The organism is Streptomyces sp. NBC_00096 (assembly GCF_045041305.1).
Taxonomy (GTDB): Bacteria; Actinomycetota; Actinomycetes; order Streptomycetales; family Streptomycetaceae; genus Streptomyces.
In genome coordinates this window covers 6,279,124-6,296,970 of the sequence record NZ_CP108221.1, presented here as the reverse complement: position 1 = coordinate 6,296,970, position 17,847 = coordinate 6,279,124, and the positions used below count along the sequence as shown (strand labels likewise).

Annotated in this window: 16 protein-coding genes; 7 read left to right on the top strand and 9 right to left on the bottom strand. The window is 72.8% G+C overall.

Annotated elements, in window-relative coordinates; genetic code table 11:
* Nucleotides 1-60 precede the first annotated feature (60 nt).
* Both OG904_RS27960 and OG904_RS27955 read left to right on the top strand, forming a co-directional pair.
* On the top strand, nt 61-1,929 hold the full coding sequence (locus OG904_RS27960) for an ABC transporter ATP-binding protein (protein WP_405495582.1): 1,869 nt from the start codon (nt 61-63) through the stop codon (nt 1,927-1,929).
* On the top strand, nt 1,926-3,707 hold the full coding sequence (locus tag OG904_RS27955) for an ABC transporter ATP-binding protein (protein ID WP_405495580.1): 1,782 nt from the start codon (nt 1,926-1,928) through the stop codon (nt 3,705-3,707). The genes OG904_RS27960 and OG904_RS27955 overlap by 4 nt, the downstream gene beginning before the upstream one ends.
* 126 nt (nt 3,708-3,833) lie before the next feature.
* Here OG904_RS27955 and OG904_RS27950 read toward each other — a convergent pair whose 3' ends face one another.
* Nucleotides 3,834-4,625 carry a metal-dependent hydrolase gene (locus tag OG904_RS27950; protein ID WP_405495578.1) on the bottom strand — a complete coding sequence of 264 codons (792 nt, stop codon included), beginning with the start codon at nt 4,623-4,625 and terminating at the stop codon, nt 3,834-3,836.
* A 145-nt stretch (nt 4,626-4,770) separates the two neighbouring features.
* Between OG904_RS27950 and OG904_RS27945 the strand changes: the two genes are divergently transcribed.
* From OG904_RS27945 to OG904_RS27935, 3 genes are all read left to right on the top strand, one after another.
* Nucleotides 4,771-7,293 carry a DEAD/DEAH box helicase gene (locus OG904_RS27945; protein WP_405495576.1) on the top strand — a complete coding sequence of 841 codons (2,523 nt, stop codon included), beginning with the start codon at nt 4,771-4,773 and terminating at the stop codon, nt 7,291-7,293.
* An 88-nt stretch (nt 7,294-7,381) separates the two neighbouring features.
* A complete protein-coding gene (locus OG904_RS27940) occupies nt 7,382-8,284 on the top strand; it encodes an acyl-CoA thioesterase II (RefSeq protein WP_328297200.1) in 903 nt (300 codons plus the stop codon).
* A gap of 32 nt (nt 8,285-8,316) precedes the next feature.
* Complete coding sequence (locus OG904_RS27935; RefSeq protein WP_405495573.1) at nt 8,317-8,718, top strand: YchJ family protein; 402 nt, start codon at nt 8,317-8,319, stop codon at nt 8,716-8,718.
* On the opposite strand, the gene OG904_RS27930 is transcribed toward OG904_RS27935, so the two are convergent.
* Together OG904_RS27930 and OG904_RS27925 are read right to left on the bottom strand one after the other, a co-directional pair.
* Complete coding sequence (locus OG904_RS27930; protein ID WP_405495571.1) at nt 8,682-9,632, bottom strand: DUF6397 family protein; 951 nt, start codon at nt 9,630-9,632, stop codon at nt 8,682-8,684. The genes OG904_RS27935 and OG904_RS27930 overlap by 37 nt on opposite strands.
* Nucleotides 9,633-9,747: 115 nt before the next feature.
* Nucleotides 9,748-10,146, bottom strand: a complete 399-nt coding sequence (locus OG904_RS27925; RefSeq protein ID WP_112449847.1) for a roadblock/LC7 domain-containing protein — start codon at nt 10,144-10,146, stop codon at nt 9,748-9,750.
* Between the two features lie 106 nt (nt 10,147-10,252).
* On the opposite strand from OG904_RS27925, the gene OG904_RS27920 reads away from it, so the two are divergent.
* Nucleotides 10,253-10,681, top strand: coding sequence for a PPOX class F420-dependent oxidoreductase (locus OG904_RS27920; protein WP_405495569.1), 429 nt, complete (start codon nt 10,253-10,255; stop codon nt 10,679-10,681).
* Between the two features lie 65 nt (nt 10,682-10,746).
* Here the strand turns inward: OG904_RS27920 and OG904_RS27915 are convergent, their stop codons facing one another.
* From OG904_RS27915 to OG904_RS27895, 5 genes are all read right to left on the bottom strand, one after another.
* Nucleotides 10,747-11,376: a GTP-binding protein gene (locus tag OG904_RS27915; RefSeq protein WP_405495567.1), complete on the bottom strand. Its 630-nt coding sequence runs from the start codon at nt 11,374-11,376 to the stop codon at nt 10,747-10,749.
* The gene (locus OG904_RS27910; RefSeq protein WP_405498313.1) at nt 11,376-11,756 is read right to left on the bottom strand and encodes a DUF742 domain-containing protein; all 381 of its coding nucleotides are present in this window, start codon (nt 11,754-11,756) and stop codon (nt 11,376-11,378) included. Before OG904_RS27910 ends, OG904_RS27915 begins: the two co-directional genes overlap by 1 nt.
* Nucleotides 11,757-11,773: 17 nt before the next feature.
* A complete protein-coding gene (locus tag OG904_RS27905) occupies nt 11,774-12,217 on the bottom strand; it encodes a roadblock/LC7 domain-containing protein (protein ID WP_214954590.1) in 444 nt (147 codons plus the stop codon).
* A complete protein-coding gene (locus tag OG904_RS27900) occupies nt 12,214-15,018 on the bottom strand; it encodes a nitrate- and nitrite sensing domain-containing protein (protein WP_405495565.1) in 2,805 nt (934 codons plus the stop codon). The genes OG904_RS27905 and OG904_RS27900 overlap by 4 nt, the downstream gene beginning before the upstream one ends.
* Nucleotides 15,019-15,139: 121 nt before the next feature.
* Nucleotides 15,140-15,934 (bottom strand): MHYT domain-containing protein, encoded by a 795-nt coding sequence (locus OG904_RS27895; protein WP_405495563.1) that lies wholly within the window; start codon nt 15,932-15,934, stop codon nt 15,140-15,142.
* Nucleotides 15,935-16,102: 168 nt separating this feature from the next.
* Here OG904_RS27895 and OG904_RS27890 point away from each other — a divergent pair, with 168 nt between their 5' ends.
* Nucleotides 16,103-16,810 carry a class I SAM-dependent methyltransferase gene (locus OG904_RS27890; protein WP_405495561.1) on the top strand — a complete coding sequence of 236 codons (708 nt, stop codon included), beginning with the start codon at nt 16,103-16,105 and terminating at the stop codon, nt 16,808-16,810.
* Nucleotides 16,811-16,899: 89 nt separating this feature from the next.
* On the opposite strand, the gene OG904_RS27885 is transcribed toward OG904_RS27890, so the two are convergent.
* The gene (locus tag OG904_RS27885; protein WP_405495559.1) at nt 16,900-17,814 is read right to left on the bottom strand and encodes an oxygenase MpaB family protein; all 915 of its coding nucleotides are present in this window, start codon (nt 17,812-17,814) and stop codon (nt 16,900-16,902) included.
* Between the last annotated feature and the right edge of the window lie 33 nt (nt 17,815-17,847).

Sequence of the window (17,847 nt, the reverse complement as noted above, 5' to 3'; positions counted from 1 at the left end):
GGACCGGACCGGAACGCGAACCTTGCACGGTTTGAACCACTCGACCAGTCATGGGGCGTCATGCAGATCAGCGATCTTCCGTATCCGGATCCAGGGGTACCGGACGCTCGGTCCGGCCCCCGTTTCCTCTGGTGGCTGGGGCGGGGACAACTCGGCGGACAGGCCAAGAGCCTGAGCTGGGGGCTCCTGCACTTCGGCGGCGTGGCCGGGCTGCCGTACGCCGTGGGCCTGGGCGTCGACGCGGCCGTGAACCGCGACGGCGCCCGCCTGCTGTGGGTCGGCGGCCTCATCGCGCTGCTCGGCGCCGCGATCTCGCTGGGCGACGCGATGCTGCACCGCACCGCCGTCACCAACTGGATCACCGCTGCCGCGCGGGTCCAGCAGCTCCTGGCCCGCAAGACCGCCGAGCTCGGTTCCGCGCTGACCCGGCGGGTGGCGGCGGGCGAGGTGGTGGCCGTGTCCACGGGTGACGTGGAGAAGATCGGCTGGTTCGTCGAGGCGGTCTCCCGCTTCCTCGCCGCCGCCCTCACCCTCGTCATCGGCTGTGTCGCCCTGCTGTTCTACGCACCCACGATCGGCGTGGTCGTGGCCATCGGCATGCCGGTGCTGGCGCTGGCCGTGCTGCCGCTGCTGCCGCGCGCCACCCAGCGCGCCGACATCCAGCGCGAGAAGGCGGGCAAGGCCACCGAGCTCGCCTCGGACACCGTGGCGGGCCTGCGGGTACTGCGCGGCATCGGGGGCGAGGAGCTCTTCCTCAGCCGCTACCGCGAGGCCTCGCAGGAGGTCCGCAGGGCCGCCGTGCGCAGTGCCCGGATGTGGGCGCTGATCTCCGCGATCCAGGTGCTGCTCCCGGGCGCGCTGCTGATCACGGTGGTCTGGTACGGGTCCGCGCTGGTGCTCGAGGGCCGGCTGGACGTCGGCGAACTCGTCGCGGCCTTCAGCGCGGTGGCGACCATGCTCTATCCGCTGCGGCACTTCGAGGAGATCGCCATGGCGTACTCCTTCTCGCGTCCCTCCGCCAAGCGGGCGGCCCGGGTGCTGTCGCTGACGCGGACGGACGCCGACCTCACCGAATCCGACGCCGACGCCGACAACGCCGCCGACAACGCGGCCCAGGCACCCGCTCCCGGTGGGGACCTGTACGACCCGCAGACCGGGCTGCTGGTGCCGGCGGGCCGGTTCACCGCCGTCGTGTGCGGGGACCCCGACCTGGCGGGCCGCCTCGCGGAACGCCTCGGCGGCCACCCGATGGACGACGGCGCCGCGGCCGGGTCCTCCGTCCTGCTGGGCGGGGTCGCGCTGGACGAGCTCGCGCTGGACACGGCGCGCACGCTGGTCCTCGTACAGGACAAGGATCCGGTGCTGCTGTCCGGGACGCTGCGCGAGCTGTTCGACGTACCGGCCTCCGGGACGGTCACCCCGCGGGCGGCGCTGGCGGCGGCGCAGTGCACGGACGTACTGGACGCTCTGCTGCAGTCCGCCCCGGACGGGGTGAGCGACCCGATGGACGCCCGGATCACCGAGCGCGGCCGGTCGCTGTCCGGCGGGCAGCGCCAGCGGCTCGCGCTGGCGCGGTCCCTGGTGACCGACCCGGAGGTTCTGGTGCTGGACGAGCCGACCTCGGCGGTCGACTCGCACACCGAGGCAAGGATCGCGGACGGGATCGCGGCCCTGCGCGCCGGGCGCACGACGGTGGTACTGGCGTCCTCGCCGCTGCTGCTGGACCACGCCGACCGGGTCGTCCTGATCCACGAGGGCACGGTGGCGGCGAGCGGCACGCACCGCGAGCTGCTGCACGGAGAGCCGCTCTACCGCGCGGTCGTCACCCGCGAGACCGAGGAAGAACAGCGGCTCGCGGGACTGGAATCCGTACTGAACGAGTCCGTACTGAACGAGTCCGTACTGACAGAGATCGAGGAATCCGCATGATCGGCGTGGCGCCGCCGCAGTACGATCCGGCGGCCCCCGAAACGGCCGCGACACTGCCCGTGGGCTCGTCGGCGACCGTACGGGGCTATGTGCGCGGCCTGTTCCGCCGCCACCGGCGGGCCTTTCTGGTCCTGGTGTCGGTCAACACGGTCGCGGTGATCGCGTCCATGGTCGGCCCCTACCTGCTGGGGCAGGTCGTGGACCGGCTCTCGGAGGGGGCTCGCGAACTCCATCTGGGTCGCGTGGGGCTGCTGTTCGCGGTGGCACTCATCGTCCAGACCCTGTTCGTCCGGCTGGTACGGCTGCGGGGGGCGATGCTCGGCGAGGAGATGCTGGCCGATCTGCGCGAGGACTTCCTCGTGCGTTCGGTGGGCCTGCCGCCGGGCGTCCTGGAGCGCGCGGGAACCGGTGACCTGCTCTCGCGGATCACCACCGACATCGACCGGCTGGCCAACGCGATGCGCGAGGCCGTGCCGCAGCTCGCGATCGGCGTGGTGTGGGCGGGGCTGCTCTACGGGGCGCTCGCCGTGACCGCGCCGCCGCTGGCGCTGGCCGCCCTGGTGGCGCTGCCGGTGCTGGTGATCGGCTGCCGCTGGTACTTCAAGCGGGCGCCCGGTGCCTACCGTTCGGAGGCGGCCGGGTACGCGGCGGTGGCCGCCGTGCTCACCGAGACGGTGGACGCGGGCCGCACGATCGAGGCGCACCGCCTCGGCGGGCGGCGGATCGAGCTGTCGGAGCGGCGGATCAAGGAGTGGACGGCCTGGGAGCGGTACACGCTGTTCCTGCGGACGGTCCTCTTCCCGGTCGTCAACGTCACGTACGTGACGATCCTCGGCTCGGTGCTGATGATCGGCGGGTACTGCGTGATCCAGGGCTGGATGTCGGTGGGGCAGCTCACCACGGGCGCGCTGCTCGCCCAGATGATGGTCGACCCGATCGGCCTGATCCTGCGCTGGTACGACGAACTGCAGATCGCGCAGGTCTCGCTGGCCCGGCTGGTGGGCGTGCGGGAGATCGAGCCCGACGAGGGTGACGCGGGCGTCGCCCCGGAGGGCCGGGACGTGCGGGCGGAGCAGGTGCACTTCGGCTACCGCGAGGGCGTCGACGTGCTCCACCAGGTCTCGATGTCGGTGCCGCCGGGCACCCGGATGGCCCTGGTCGGGCCCTCGGGCGCCGGCAAGTCCACGCTGGGCCGGCTCCTCGCGGGCATCTACGCGCCGCGGACCGGCGAGATCACCCTCGGCGGGGCGCAGCTGTCGCGGATGCCGGCGGAACGGGTGCGCGAGCACGTGGCCCTGGTCAACCAGGAGCACCACGTCTTCGTCGGTTCCCTGCGGGACAACCTGCGCCTCGCGCGCACCGGGGCGGGTGACGCCGAGCTGTGGGCGGCGCTCGGCGCGGTCGACGCGGAGGACTGGGCGCGGGCGCTGGACGCCGGTCTGGACACCGAGGTCGGTTCGGGCGCCGCGGCGCTGACCCCGGCGCAGGCGCAGCAGATCGCGCTGGCCCGGCTGGTGCTGGCGGACCCGCACACGCTGGTGCTGGACGAGGCCACCTCGCTGCTGGACCCGCGCGCGGCCCGGCACCTGGAGCGCTCGCTGGCGCGGGTGCTGGAGGGCCGCACGGTGATCGCCATCGCGCACCGGCTGCACACCGCGCACGACGCGGATGTGATCGCGGTGGTGGAGGGCGGCCGGATCAGCGAGCTGGGCTCCCACGACGCCCTGGTAGCGGCCGACGGCGCCTACGCCGCCCTGTGGCGCTCCTGGCACGGCTGACGCCGGCCGCGCCTGCTTCACGCCGAAGGCCCGTCCCGTCCGCAGCTGCGGACGGGACGGGCCTTCGGCGCGGTGCGGCCGGAAGAAAGCGCGGCCGGAAAAAGGGGCGGCCGGAAGAAGGTGCGGCTAGAAGAAGCCGAGGGCGGAGGCGCCGCCGACGCCGCCGAGGAGCATGAACACCGGCATGAGGACTTTGAGCTCCACCCAGCTGCCCGCACGGAAGCGCATCATCTTCGGCGGGCCGATCGGGTACCAGCGCTTGCCGGCGATGGGCAGCGGCCACAGGATCGGGCAGCCGGAGACGGTCAGGGCGTCGCCGATGTCGTGGACCAGCGCGCCGAGCACGATGGGCAGGCCGAGCCACAGGTACTCCTGGCCGGGGCCGGTGAAGAGCCAGCCGGAGCCGTTGCCCGGCTGGTCGAGCACGCCGGCCAGTATCCAGGCGCTGGTCGCGCCGAGCAGCCAGACCAGAACGTCGCTGGACATGCGGGCGGCCCGCCAGAGCAGGCCTTCGACGGCGAGCACCAGGTGGATGAAGAGGAGGGCGAGCACGCCCCAGCGGTCGGCGGTGACGGCGAGCGCCGAGGAGCCCGCTCCGATCAGGACGGCCCAGACCCAGGTGTGGGTCAGGGTGCGGTGGCCTCCGGTGCGGCGGGCGTCGCGCGGTGCCCGCGTGGCCTTGTAGACGCCGTAGGAGATCTTGTCGACCACCTCGCACAGGCCCCGGGAGAGCGGTCCGAAGGCGCGGGAGATCGTCGCCGACTTGTGGTCCAGGTCGGGGGCGAGGGCGGCTCCGGCGCAGATGAGCGCGCCGACCACGAGGACGGGCCAGGGCATCGGGTGCCCGGCGGCGGCCGCCGCGGCGCCCACCCCGAGCCAAGCCGCTGCCCCGGAAAGTGAGTGCGCCGGACCCATCATGGTCGTTCCCCGCCCCGGTGGTGTGCTGGTCGGGCCCAGTTGACGGTGTCGTTCGGGCCTCATCGACGGCACAGCGTACCGTCGATGATCTTCCTTCTGTCCGCCGGTTCCCTGATCCGGGGGGAAGCCAGGCAAGATGGGGGGTGTGACCCTCATTGATCAGCTCCCGCCGAACGCCGACCCCGACGCCCTCTTCGAGGCTTTCTCCTCGTGGGCGGAGGAACAGGGCATCACCCTGTACCCGGCTCAGGAAGAAGCGCTGATCGAGGTCGTCTCGGGCGCGAACGTGATCCTCTCCACCCCGACCGGCTCCGGCAAGAGCCTGGTCGCGGCCGGCGCCCACTTCACGGCACTGGCCCAGGACAAGGTCACCTTCTACACCGCCCCGATCAAGGCGCTGGTCTCGGAGAAGTTCTTCGACCTGTGCAAGCTCTTCGGCACCGAGAACGTCGGCATGCTGACCGGCGACGCCTCGGTGAACGCGGACGCTCCGGTGATCTGCTGCACCGCCGAGGTGCTGGCCTCGATCGCCCTGCGCGACGGCAAGTACGCCGACATCGGCCAGGTCGTGATGGACGAGTTCCACTTCTACGCGGAGCCGGACCGCGGCTGGGCCTGGCAGATCCCGCTGCTGGAACTGCCGCAGGCGCAGTTCATCCTGATGTCCGCGACCCTCGGCGACATGAAGCGGTTCGAGGAGGACCTGACCCGGCGCACCGGCCGGCCCACCTCGATGGTCCGCTCGGCGACCCGGCCCGTCCCGCTCTCGTACGAGTACGTCACGACGCCGATCACCGACACCATCACCGAGCTGCTGGAGACCCGGCAGGCGCCGGTCTACATCGTGCACTTCACCCAGGCGCAGGCGGTCGAGCGGGCGCAGTCGCTGATGAGCATCAACATGTGCACCCGCGAGGAGAAGGACAAGATCGCCGATCTGATCGGCAACTTCCGCTTCACCACCAAGTTCGGCCAGAACCTCTCCCGCTACGTCCGCCACGGCATCGGCGTCCACCACGCGGGCATGCTGCCCAAGTACCGGCGTCTGGTGGAGAAGCTGGCCCAGGCCGGTCTGCTGAAGGTCATCTGCGGCACCGACACCCTCGGCGTCGGCGTCAACGTCCCGATCCGCACGGTGCTGTTCACCGCACTGACCAAGTACGACGGCACCCGGGTCCGCACGCTGCGCGCCCGCGAGTTCCACCAGATCGCGGGCCGCGCCGGCCGGGCCGGCTTCGACACCGCGGGCTACGTGGTGGCCCAGGCGCCCGAGCACGTCATCGAGAACGAGAAGGCGCTGGCGAAGGCCGGCGATGACCCGAAGAAGCGCCGCAAGGTGGTCCGCAAGAAGGCCCCCGAGGGCTTCGTGGCCTGGTCCGACCTCACCTTCGAGAAGCTGATCGCCGCCGACCCGGAGCCGCTGACCTCGCGCTTCAAGGTCACCAACATCATGCTCCTGTCGGTCATCGCCCGGCCCGGCGACGCCTTCCAGGCGATGCGCCACCTGCTGGAGGACAACCACGAGCCGCGCAAGGCCCAGCTGCGCCACATCCGCCGGGCCATCGCCATCTACCGGTCCCTGCTGGACGGCGGTGTCGTCGAGAAGCTCGACACCCCGGACGCCGAGGGCCGCACGATCCGTCTGACGGTCGACCTCCAGCAGGACTTCGCGCTGAACCAGCCGCTGTCCACCTTCGCGCTGGCCTCCTTCGACCTGCTGGACCCGGAGTCCCCCTCCTACGCGCTGGACATGGTCTCGGTCGTCGAGTCCACGCTGGACGACCCGCGCCAGATCCTCGCCGCCCAGCAGAACAAGGAACGCGGCATGGCCGTGGGCGCGATGAAGGCCGACGGGATCGAGTACGAGGAGCGGATGGAGCGGCTCCAGGAGGTCACCTATCCCAAGCCCCTCGAAGAACTCCTCCTGCACGCCTACGACGTGTACAGCAAGAGCCACCCGTGGGTCCGCGACCACCCGGTCTCCCCGAAGTCGATCATCCGCGACATGTACGAACGCGCGATGACCTTCACCGAGTTCACCTCGTACTACGAACTCGCGCGCACCGAGGGCATCGTGCTGCGCTATCTGGCGGGCGCGTTCAAGGCGCTGGACCACACCATCCCCGACGACCTCAAGTCCGAGGACCTGCAGGACCTGATCGCCTGGCTGGGCGAGCTGGTCCGCCAGGTCGACTCCAGCCTGCTCGACGAGTGGGAGCAGCTGGCGAACCCGGAGGTGGAGACGGCGGAGCAGGCCCAGGAGAAGGCCGACCAGGTCAAGCCGGTCACCGCGAACGCCCGCGCCTTCCGCGTCCTGGTCCGCAACGCCATGTTCCGCCGGGTGGAGCTGGCGGCCCTGGACCACGTCAACGTGCTGGGCGAGCTGGACGGCGAGTCCGGCTGGGACGCCGACGCCTGGGGCGAGGCCATGGACGGCTACTGGGACGAGTACGACGACCTGGGCACCGGCCCCGACGCGCGCGGCCCCAAGCTGCTCCAGATCGAGGAGGACCCGGCGCACGGTCTGTGGCGCGTCCGCCAGACCTTCGCCGACCCCAACGGGGACCATGGCTGGGGCATCAGCGCCGAGGTCGACCTCGCCGCCTCCGACGAGGAGGGCCGGGCCGTCCTGCGCGTCACCTCGGTCGGCGAGCTCGGCCAGCTCTGATCTCCCCCCGGCTCCGTCCGGGGGTGCCCCCGACCCGCAACCGACCGGCGCCACCGCGGCCGCCGGGCCCGACAGTGGAGATCCTCCGATGACGAACCCCGCCGAGAGGCTGGTCGATCTGCTCGACCTGGAGCAGATCGAGGTCAACATCTTCCGGGGCGCGAGCCCCCAGGAGTCCCTCCAGCGCGTCTTCGGCGGCCAGGTCGCCGGCCAGGCGCTGGTGGCGGCCGGCCGCACCACCGAGAGCGACCGGCCCGTCCACTCCCTCCACGCGTACTTCCTGCGCCCCGGCATCCCCGGGGTGCCGATCGTGTACCAGGTGGAGCGGGTGCGCGACGGGCGCTCCTTCACCACCCGCCGGGTCACCGCGGTCCAGCAGGGCAAGACCATCTTCAATCTGACCGCCTCCTTCCATCACCCGGAGGAGGGCAGCATCGAGCACCAGCTGCCGCCCCGCCTCGACTTCCCGCACCCGGACACGCTCCCGAAGGTCGTGGACGAGATCCGCGAGCACCTGGGCGCACTGCCGGAGGCACTGGAGCGGATGGCCCGCCGCCAGCCCTTCGACATCCGCTACGTCGACCGGCTCCGCTGGACCCCCGAGGAGCTCAAGGACGCCGATCCGCGCAGCGCGGTGTGGATGCGCGCCGTCGGTCCGCTGGGCGACGACCCGCTCGTGCACACCTGCGCCCTCACCTACGCCAGTGACATGACCCTCCTCGACGCCGTGCGCATCCCCGTGGAACCCCTGTGGGGCATGCGCGGTTTCGACATGGCCTCCCTGGACCACGCCATGTGGTTCCACCGGCCGTTCCGGACGGACGAGTGGTTCCTGTACGACCAGGAGTCGCCCATCGCGCACGGCGGCCGCGGCCTGGCCCGAGGCCGCATCTACGACCTGGAGGGCAGGCTGCTGGTGTCGGTGGTCCAGGAAGGGCTCTTCCGCCCGTACGGCGCCAAGGCGTTCAAGCCGGCCGTGTCACCGCAGTAGTCCGTCCCCTTCCCGAAGAACTGAGTGCACCCATGCCCACTCCGGCCGTCCCCTGTCCCTGCGGGCTGCCCGCCGCCTACCCGGAGTGCTGCGGCCGCTTCCACTCCGGCGAGCGGCAGGCGCCCACCGCCGAGTTGCTGATGCGCTCCCGCTTCAGCGCCTTCGCCGTCGGCGACACGGCTTATCTCCTGCGCTCCTGGCACCCGTCGACGCGGCCGGGCACGCTCGACCTCGATCCCGGGCAGCGCTGGGAACGGCTGGAGATCCTGGCCACCGAGCGCGGCGGGATGTTCGAGACCGAGGGCGCGGTGGAGTTCCGGGCGCACTACCGCGAGGGCAGGCACTCCGGCTCGCTGCACGAGCACAGCTCCTTCTCCCGCGAGAACGGGGCCTGGGTCTATGTCGGCCCCCTCTCCCCCGTCGAATTCGACTGACCCCGGGCTCCGGTCAGCGCGAAGTCCAGGCTGCTGCGGTACCAGTGGATCTCGTCCGGCGACGGCCCGGCCCGCAGCAGCCGGGTCGCCACCGCGGCTGCCGCCGGGACCTGCGGATGCCCGTACGGCGGGGGCGGGGCGAGTGCCGCGAGCACGATGCGCTCCGCCGCGTCGGGCACGGTGTCCCGGAGCTCTTCGTCGGGGAGTACCGAGGCCAGTACGGCAGCGCGCTCCCACGGATCGGCGGTCCGTCTCAGCAGCAGCCCCACATGCCGCTCGCGCCACTTTCGCGGGCGCAGGTCGGCCTTGGCCGCCATCAGCTCCCGGTCGGCCGGCGGCGCGCTGCCGCGCAGCATTCCGGGCTCGCGCGCCGCGAAGTCCCGTAGATCCGCGGCCAGATAGAGCCACACCACCGCCCGGTACCGGTTGATCCGGTATCCCACCGGAGTGACGTGCCCACAGCGGGCGAGCCGCGTGAACCGGCTCGGGCCGACCCCCGTGACGGCGGCCGCGGCCTCGGCCCCCGCCACCGTCTCCACGCGCTCGCGGAGCGCGTCCGGGAACCCCTCGGCCGACCGGACCCGGTCGAGCTCGGTCCGGGTGAAGCGCGCGGCCCCGGTGGCCCCCGCAGGCCCGGCCCGTACGATGCCCAACTGGACGGCGCGGGCGAACTCGCTTCGGCTCAGGCCCAGTTCCCCCGCGGCCGGCCCGCCGCCCAGCAGGCCGCGGACCTCGGCGCACGCGGTGGCCACTGCCATTGCCGGCGCCCTCGGAGCCGTCGCCGGAGCCTCGGACACCTGCTTCATCCGCGCCGCAGATGCCATCGGTGCCGCCGATGCCATCTGCGTCATCGGCGCCGTCTGTGCCATCGGCGCCGCCTGCGCCATCTGTGTCGTCTGCGTCGTCTGCGTCATCACGCTCTCCCCATCAGAAGTGATTACTCTGTGTGAAGAACGTAACTCAGCGCGACGTACGCCCGCAGGCCCTGTGGATAACTCGAAAGGGCCGGTCCACCGCCGGCCTCCGGCTTCAGCCGCCCGTGATCCGCCGCTCCGCGACGCCCAGGTGCTCGCCCACCCGGTTCACCAGCAGGGTCATCTCGTAGGCCACGTGACCGATGTCGGCCTCGGCCGCGCTCAGCACGCACAGGCAGCTGCCCGCGCCCGCCGCCATGACGAAGAGGACGCCCTCGTCGTACTCGACCATCGTCTGGCGCACCTCACCTGCCCGGAAGTGCCGCCCCGACCCCTTCGCCAGGCTCTGCAGCCCCGCCGCGACGGCCGCCAGGTGCTCCGCGTCCTCCCGCGCCAGGCCCGCGCTCGCGCCCGTCACCAGGCCGTCGTTGGAGAGCACCACCGCGTGCCGGACCTGCTGCACCCGCCGCGTCAAGTCGTCCAGCAGCCAGTCCAGCTGCTTGTCCAGTGCCATATTCAGTCCCTCCCCGTCGACGCGGCCGGACCGGCCGCGCCCCACCCCGCGTACTCGTGCCGCCAGCCTTCCCCACCAGCGGCTTTCCGGCAAGGAGGATGGGCCCATGGTGAAGAAGATGACTCAAGTGGAATGGCGGGAGTTCGTCTCCCACTCCACCCGCACCGGCAAACTGTCCACCGTCCGTGAGGACGGAAGCCCCCACATCGCTCCCATCTGGTTCGTTCTCGACGGTGATTCCTTCGTGTTCAACACGGGGAGGGACACCGTCAAGGGGCGCAATCTGGCCCGCGACGGCCGCGTCGCGCTCTGCGTGGACCACGACCGGCCACCGTTCTCCTACGTAGTCCTCCAGGGCCGGGCCCAGATCAGCGAGGACATGGAGGAAATGCTCCCCTGGGCGACCCGGATCGGCGCCCGCTACATGGGAGCTGAGCTCGGCGAGGCCTTCGGCCGCCGCAACGCCGTACCCGGGGAGCTCCTCGTCCGCGTCCCCATCGACAAGGTGATCTCGGTGGCCGGTGTGACCGACTGACGCCGGCCCCGGCCCCCGCTCCGCCTCTTCCCGCTCCGCCTCTTCCCGCCCGCCCGCGGCCCGGTTCACACGGAATCGGCCTGCGGTTCCACCGACTCCAGCAACCGTGCCGTGTGCACCCTGCCCGCGTACTCCACCAACCGGATCAGCACTTCCTTCCCCGAGTCCTTGTCCCGCGCATCGCACAGGACCACCGGCGTCCCCTGATCCAGGTCCAGCGCCCGCGCCACCTCGTTCGAGGCGTAACGCCTGGCGTTCGCGAAGCAGTTGACGGCGACCACGAACGGAATCCGCCGGTGCTCGAAGTAGTCCACCGCCGGGAAGCAGTCCTCCAGCCGCCGCGTGTCGGCGAGGACCACCGCACCCAGCGCGCCCTGCGACAACTCGTCCCACAGGAACCAGAACCGGTCTTGGCCCGGCGTTCCGAACAGGTACAGGGACAGCCCCGACCTGATCGTGATCCGCCCGAAGTCCATCGCCACGGTGGTCGTCGTCTTCTGGTCGACCCCGCCCGTGTCGTCGACCAGCTCCCCGGCCTCGCTGAGCAGCTCCTCCGTCCGCAGTGGCCTGATCTCGCTGACCGACCCGACCAGGGTCGTCTTCCCGACGCCGAAGCCGCCGGCCACGAGAATCTTCAGCGCGAGCGCGGCCAGTTCGCCGTCCGGGCCCGCGTCCCCGTCTTCGTGCAGTCCCATCACAGCGCTCGCAATCCCTCGATGACTTCACGCAGAATCCGCTCGTCCGGCAGCTGCGCGGGCGGCACCGGCCGGCTGACCTTGACGTGCCCGGCCTCCAGCAGGTCCCCGAGCAGCACGCGCACCACGCCGACAGGCAGGTCCGCGTCCGCCGCGAGCTCCGCCACCGACTGGGTCTCGTCCCGGCACAGGCCCAGCAGCGCCCGGTGCTCCGGGCCCAGCAGCGACTCGGCCGCCTCGTCGGTGCCCGCCGGATCCACGACGACCAGGGCGATGAGGTCGAACCGGACCCCGTGGGGTCCCGGCTTGGTACGCCCTCCGGTCATGGCGTACGGACGGACGAGCGGGCCCGCGTCGGCGTCGTACCACCGGCCGTTCATGGTCAAGGCCGCCGCCCTCAGCCCGCGGCCGGCGGGCGCGCCGCGAACCGGGGCGGGGTGTACAGGTGCTCGCCGACCCGCTTCACCAGCCGGGCCATCTCGTACGCGATCAGCCCCATGTCGGCGCCGGCCCCGCTGAGCACGGCCAGACAGGAGCCGTCGCCGGCGGCCGCCACGAAGAGGAAGCCCTCGTCCATCTCCACCATCGTCTGGCGCACGCCCCCGGCGTGGAAGTGCCGGCCCGCACCCTTGGCCAGGCTGTGGAACCCGGAGGCCACGGCCGCCAGGTGCTCGGCGTCCTCCCGGCTGAGTGCGCTGGAAGCGCCCACCGCCAGCCCGTCGTTGGACAGGACCACCGCGTGACGGACCTCGCGGACGCGGACCACGAGGTCGTCCAGCAGCCAGTCGAGTTCGCCGGACCTGCGGACTCCGTCGAGGTCGATTCTCTGATGTTCGATCATCGTCGTGCTCCTTCACCTTCGCCTGTACCTGCGCCCGTGCCCGTGCCCGGGCCGGTTCCTGTGCCTGGACCTGTGCCTGGACCTGTGCCGGTGCCTGCACCGCCCGCGGGCGGGAAGTCCTCGCGGGTGCCCGCCGCAGCACCCGGCCCGGCACCCGCCCCGCCGCCCGCCTGGGTGCCGCGCACCCAGCCCGCCCGGTAGGCCGCCATCCGCTCGCGCGCCTGCTCGGGGCTGCGCCCGGGCGGGTCCCCGGCCCCCCGGACACCGGCCGGGGCCTTGGGCTCGGGAGCCTCGCGCAGCTGCGGGACCAGGCTGGCCTGCCGGACCCGGCGCGGCAGTTCGGTGACCGAGGCGGCCGGGCCCGAGGGGGCGGCCGGAGCCGCCGCGACCGCCGGGGCCGGGGTACGGGGAACCGCGCCGGCGGAGCCCCGGGGCCGGAGCGGTGCCACCGGGGCGGGGCGGGGCTCTTCCCGCGCCGGGCTCCGGTCCGGTACCGGGATCCCGCGCACGTCGTCCCGTACGACGCTCATGGCCGGGGCCGGGTCCCAGAGCTGCTCCCGGACCCGTTCGGGAGCCGGCTCCAGCAGCTGCGCGGGCTCCGGCACCGGGGAACGCTCCGCCCCGGGCTGCGGGGCGCCGGCTGTGAGGGCGCCCTGGAGCAGGGAGTTCGGGAGCAGCACCACCGCGGTGGTGCCGCCGTACGGTGACATGCGCAGGTGCACCTTCACACCGTGGCGGGCCGAGAGGCGGCTGACCACGAACAGCCCGAGACGGTCGCTGTCGAAGAGGTCGAGCGCCTCGGACTGCTCGATGCGCCGGTTGGCCTCGCTCAGGGACTCGCGGCCCATGCCCAGGCCCCGGTCCTCGACCTCCAGGACGTAACCGGCGCCGACGGGCTCCCCGCTGACCCGGACCTTGGTGTGCGGCGGGGAGAACTGGGTGGCGTTCTCGATGAGTTCGGCGAGGAGGTGCGTGAGGTCGGCGACGGCCCCGCCGATGACGGCGGCCTCGGCGAGCTGGCGGACCTCGACGCGCGGATAGTCCTCGATCTCGGAGACGGCGGCCCGTACGACGTTCGTCAGCGGGATCGGCATGCGCCAGGCCCGCCCGGGAGCGGCGCCCGAAAGGATGATCAGGCTCTCCGCGTGCCGGCGCATCCGCGTGGTCAGGTGGTCGAGCCGGAAGAGGTCGCCGAGCTCGCCCGGGTCGTCGGCACGCCGCTCCATCGAGTCGAGCAGGGTGAGTTGCTTGTGCACGAGGACCTGACTGCGCCGGGCGAGGTTGACGAAGACCCCGCTCACTCCGCTGGCCAGCTCGGCGCGTTCGACGGCCGCGCTGAGGGCCGCCCGGTGGACCGTCGCCAGCGCCTCGCCGACCTGGGCGATCTCGTCCTCGGCGGCCGGGCCCGGCGGGGTTTCGGCGGAAACGTCGATGTCCTGGCCCGCCCGCAGCCGGTCCATGGCCTGCGGGAGTTTGCGGTGCGCGATCTCCAGCGCGGTGTTGCGCAGCGAGACGAGCTCCACGACCAGGGCCCGGCCGATGCGCACCGAGATGACCAGCGAGGCGGCCACGGCGGCCAGTCCCAGCAGGACGGCGGCTCCGGCCGAGCTGAGCACGCCCGCGCCGAGGGGGTCGGTGCCGTCCGCCGACGCGGCGTGGGCGGCGTCCGAGATCTCCCGCATCGAGGTGGCCACGGAGGTGTAGGCCGCCTCCCAGCCGGCGGGCGGTCCGGCGGGGGCCACGGCGGCGCGCGCGTCCTTGTCCTTGTCCTTGGCGGTGCCGGACGGGGCCGGGGGCCCCGCGTCCGCCGCCCCGGCCGCCCCTGCCGCGGCGGTGAGCGCGGCGTCCTCGGCCCCGGTGAGATCGGCGTAGGCGGCGCTCTTGGAGACGGACTGCCAGGCGTCCTGCTGGGCGGCGGGCAGGTCCCGGGCGGCGGAGGCCGTCAGCGCCCGTCGGGTCTCGACCGCGCCGGTCAGGCGGCGAAGCGTTTCGGCGGTGCGCGGGCCCGGCGCCGTCAGCAGGGCGTCCTCCCGCGAGAGCTGCTCACCGGCCCGTGCGAACTCCAGCAGGACCCGGGCGTCGACGCCCAGTTCGGCGGCCTGGCCCCCTCCGGAGAGGGCTCCGCCTACCTCCATCGCCGAATCGATCACCCGGGTGTACGTCTCGTAGGCGGCTTCCGGGGTCGCGCGGTGCTCGGCCACGTCCTTGCGCGCCGGGCCCAGCCCTTCGGCGGCGGCGACGAAGGCACGCAGTCGCAGGACGATGTCGGAACGGTAGTCCCCGGAGTCGGCGACGGTGTTGCGGTCGCCGAGCCGCAGCGCCCGTACGGCGGCGTCGGTGCGGCGCGCCTGCTCCTCGAGGGCGACGGCCTGACCGGGGGCCTGGGCGGCCACGGCCTGACCGGCGGTGGGGTCGGCCAGCAGCCGCAGGGCCGTTCGCCGTTCGGCCTGCAGCGCGGTGACGGCGGCCGTGACCGGAACCCGGAGCTCCCGGTCGACCCGCTGGACGCGGCTGAGGCGGGCGACGTCCTGGGCCGCGTCGACGGTGGCGAAGGCCCAGAGGGCGAGCAGCGACACCACCGGCACCATCAGCAGCGAGACGATCTTCGCGCGGACGGTGGCGGGTCGCAGCCGGGCCTGCAATCCGCGGCCGCCACCCGCGGCCGGCGCCGCGAACACCCCGGGTACCGCCTGCTCCGTGGGCTCCTCGGCGGGCGGTCCGGCGTGCGCCCGGCGGCCCGCGGGAGCGGGCGCGGGTGGCCGCGAAGCCGCTGCTTCCGGTGTTCTGCGGGGTTTGCGCATGGGCTCCTCGTTCCGGGCGGTGCGTAAGTGAGTGGCGGGGGTGGGTGGCGGCGGCGTGGGCATCGGACCCGCGCCGTCGGGCGGTGGTGGCGGCCCCGGGGGCGAGGACCGCGCCGCCGCCTCAGCCCGCCGGGGCGGCGGCGCGCTCTCCCAGGAGCCGGTCGGCGGAGGCGGCGGCGGAGGCCGCCCGCTCGTCGGCGGTCGGCGAGAGCGCGACGAACGCGGAGGTGATGAAGAGGTAGGAGCCGAGGCCGACGGCGAGCGGGAAGATGAACTGCATGGCGGTGGCGCCCGGCAGGGCCGAGTCCGAGGGGGCGACGTCGACGGCGACGGCGAGCATGCCGGTGTAGTGCATGCTCGTGACGGCGGCGCCCATGATCAGCGAGGCGACGGCAACGGCCACCGGGGACTTGATGTTGAGCGCCGCCCACAGGGCGGCGGTGGCGGCGACGACCGCGATGGCGATCGAGAGTCCGACCATCAGCGGGTCGTAGGAGACCGAGCCGTGCAGGCGCAGGGCCGCCATGCCGAGGTAGTGCATGCTCGCGACGCCGAGGCCGGTGGTGAGGCCGCCGAGGACGAGGGACCGGCCGCGGTCCTTGCCGTAGCCGACGGCGAAGACTCCGGCGCCCACGACGACGACGGCGACGACCAGTCCGAGGATGGTCAGCGGCACGTTGTAGCGGATCTCGGTCCCGGTGACGTGGAAGCCGAGCATCGCGACGAAGTGCATCGTCCAGATCCCGGTCCCGATCGCCGAGGCGGCGGTGAGGAGCCAGTTGCGGCGGGAGGTTCCGGTCGTCGCGGCGAGCGCGCGAACGGTGCAGCGCAGGCCGAGGGCGGCGCCGATCGAAGCCATCACGTATGACAGCGCGGGGGTAAGCCAGCCGTAGGCGGCGTGGTCCAGGTGTCCCATGGCCACGGGACGCTAGTCCGGGTGAGGGCACGAACACGGGGCGCATTTCGAAAGCCACTGGAACTGCTGGAATATGACAGAGATACGTTCATCTTCGATCACACCAAGTATCACCTTGCACACGTTCCGCAGGCATGTGCCGGAGCCGGGGTGAGGGATCATGGGCGCATGAGCGAAGACCGTACACAGGACCACACCCAGGACCGGGCTCAGGGCCGACCTCAGGAGCGGGCTCAGGACCCGGCTCAGGACCGGGCCCGGGAGCGGCCCCAGGACCAGACCCGGGACCGGGGCCACGTCCAGGAGTTCTTCGGGGCGCGCGCGGCCGGCTGGGACCGCAAGTTCCCCGGAGACGGACCCGCCTTCGCCATCGCCGTGGGCGAGTTCGGGCTGCGCCCCGGGGACCGGGTGCTCGACGCGGGCTGCGGCACCGGGCGGGCACTGACCGCGCTCCGCGCGGCCGTCGGCCCGTCGGGGACGGTGCTCGGCGCCGACGTCACCCCGCAGATGCTGGCCGCCGCGCGGGACGCCGGCCGGGACGCCGAGGGCGCCCTGCTGCTCGCGGACGTGGCCCGGCTGCCGCTGCGCGACGGGGCGCTGGACGCGGTGTTCGCAGCCGGCCTGATCGCCCACCTGCCCGACCCCGGGGCCAACCTGCGCGAGCTCGCCCGGGTGGTCCGCCCGGGTGGCCGGCTCGCACTGTTCCACCCGATCGGCCGCGCGGCACTGGCGGCGCGCCACGGCCGCGAACTGACCCCGGACGACATGCGCGCCGAGCACAACCTCGGCCCGCTGCTGGCCGGTTCGGGCTGGCGGATGACCTCGTACGCCGACGAGGACACCCGCTTCCTCGCACTGGCGGTCCGCACCCCCTGAACGGCGAAATGACCCGGCGAGGGCTTCAGCCGAAAGACACCAAGGCTTTACGTCGGCCCCTGGCCCGGGGTCCGCGGAGGCGGTCCGGATCAGGCCGGAGGCTGAGCCTGCGCTCCGGCCGGGCGGCGCGGATGGGGCACGGGGCAGCCGCCCGAGCCGGGCGCGGGGAACGTGCCGAGCTCGCCCACGTCATAGCCGTCGCGGTAGCCCTTGATCTCCGGGTTCTGGCGGGCGTAGTGCGCGGCTGCGCGCGGGGGCAGCAGCCGCACCGCGCGCCCGCGCAGCCGCAGTGCGCCGCGGACCAGCCGGCGGACGGCGGGGCTCGGGGCCTGGTAGCGGAAGGCGCGCAGCAGCGGCTCGTCGAGGAGGGCGAGGCTGCCGCGCCGGACGGCGGGGGCCAGGCGCGCCGGGTACCAGGAGGCCATCAGGTCGATGGTGGCGTCGGCGACCTTGCGGCCGCCCTCGTCCCAGCCGAAGCGGGCCTCCTCGTAGGCGTTCAGGGTGCTTTCGAACTCCTCATAGGAGCCCGGGATGTCCGTGATGCCCAGATGGCGGCCGAGGGTGGAGTAGTAGTTCGCCGAGGCGCGGCGCTCGTGGTGGGTCAGCGGGCGCCAGCCGTAGGCGTCGAGCCAGCGCGCGGGAATCACCACGAACGTGCACAGGACGTAGCGCATGTCGTCGTTGGTGATCTCGTAGCTGCGGTGCATCTGGTTGACGCGGCGGATCGCGGTGCGCGCGGTGTCGGACTCGAAGCCGTGCTCGACGACGGCGTCGAGGAGCAGCGCGGTGTCGTCGTAGCGCTTCTGCGTGCGCTCGGTGAACTCGGCGGTGTCCGCGAGGAGCCCGCCGATGCTCGGGACGGCGTAGGTCCGGAAGAGGGCGAGCTCCAGGGCGCGGGCGAAGTCCCAGGGGAACTCGTAGGTGGCGGTGAGCCGGTAGATGGCGAGGAAATCCTTGTCCGGATCGAGCCGGAGGATCTCCTTCAGCCGGTCGTAGCGCTGCACCGGGACACCTTTCTGTGGCGGGTGGCCAACTCT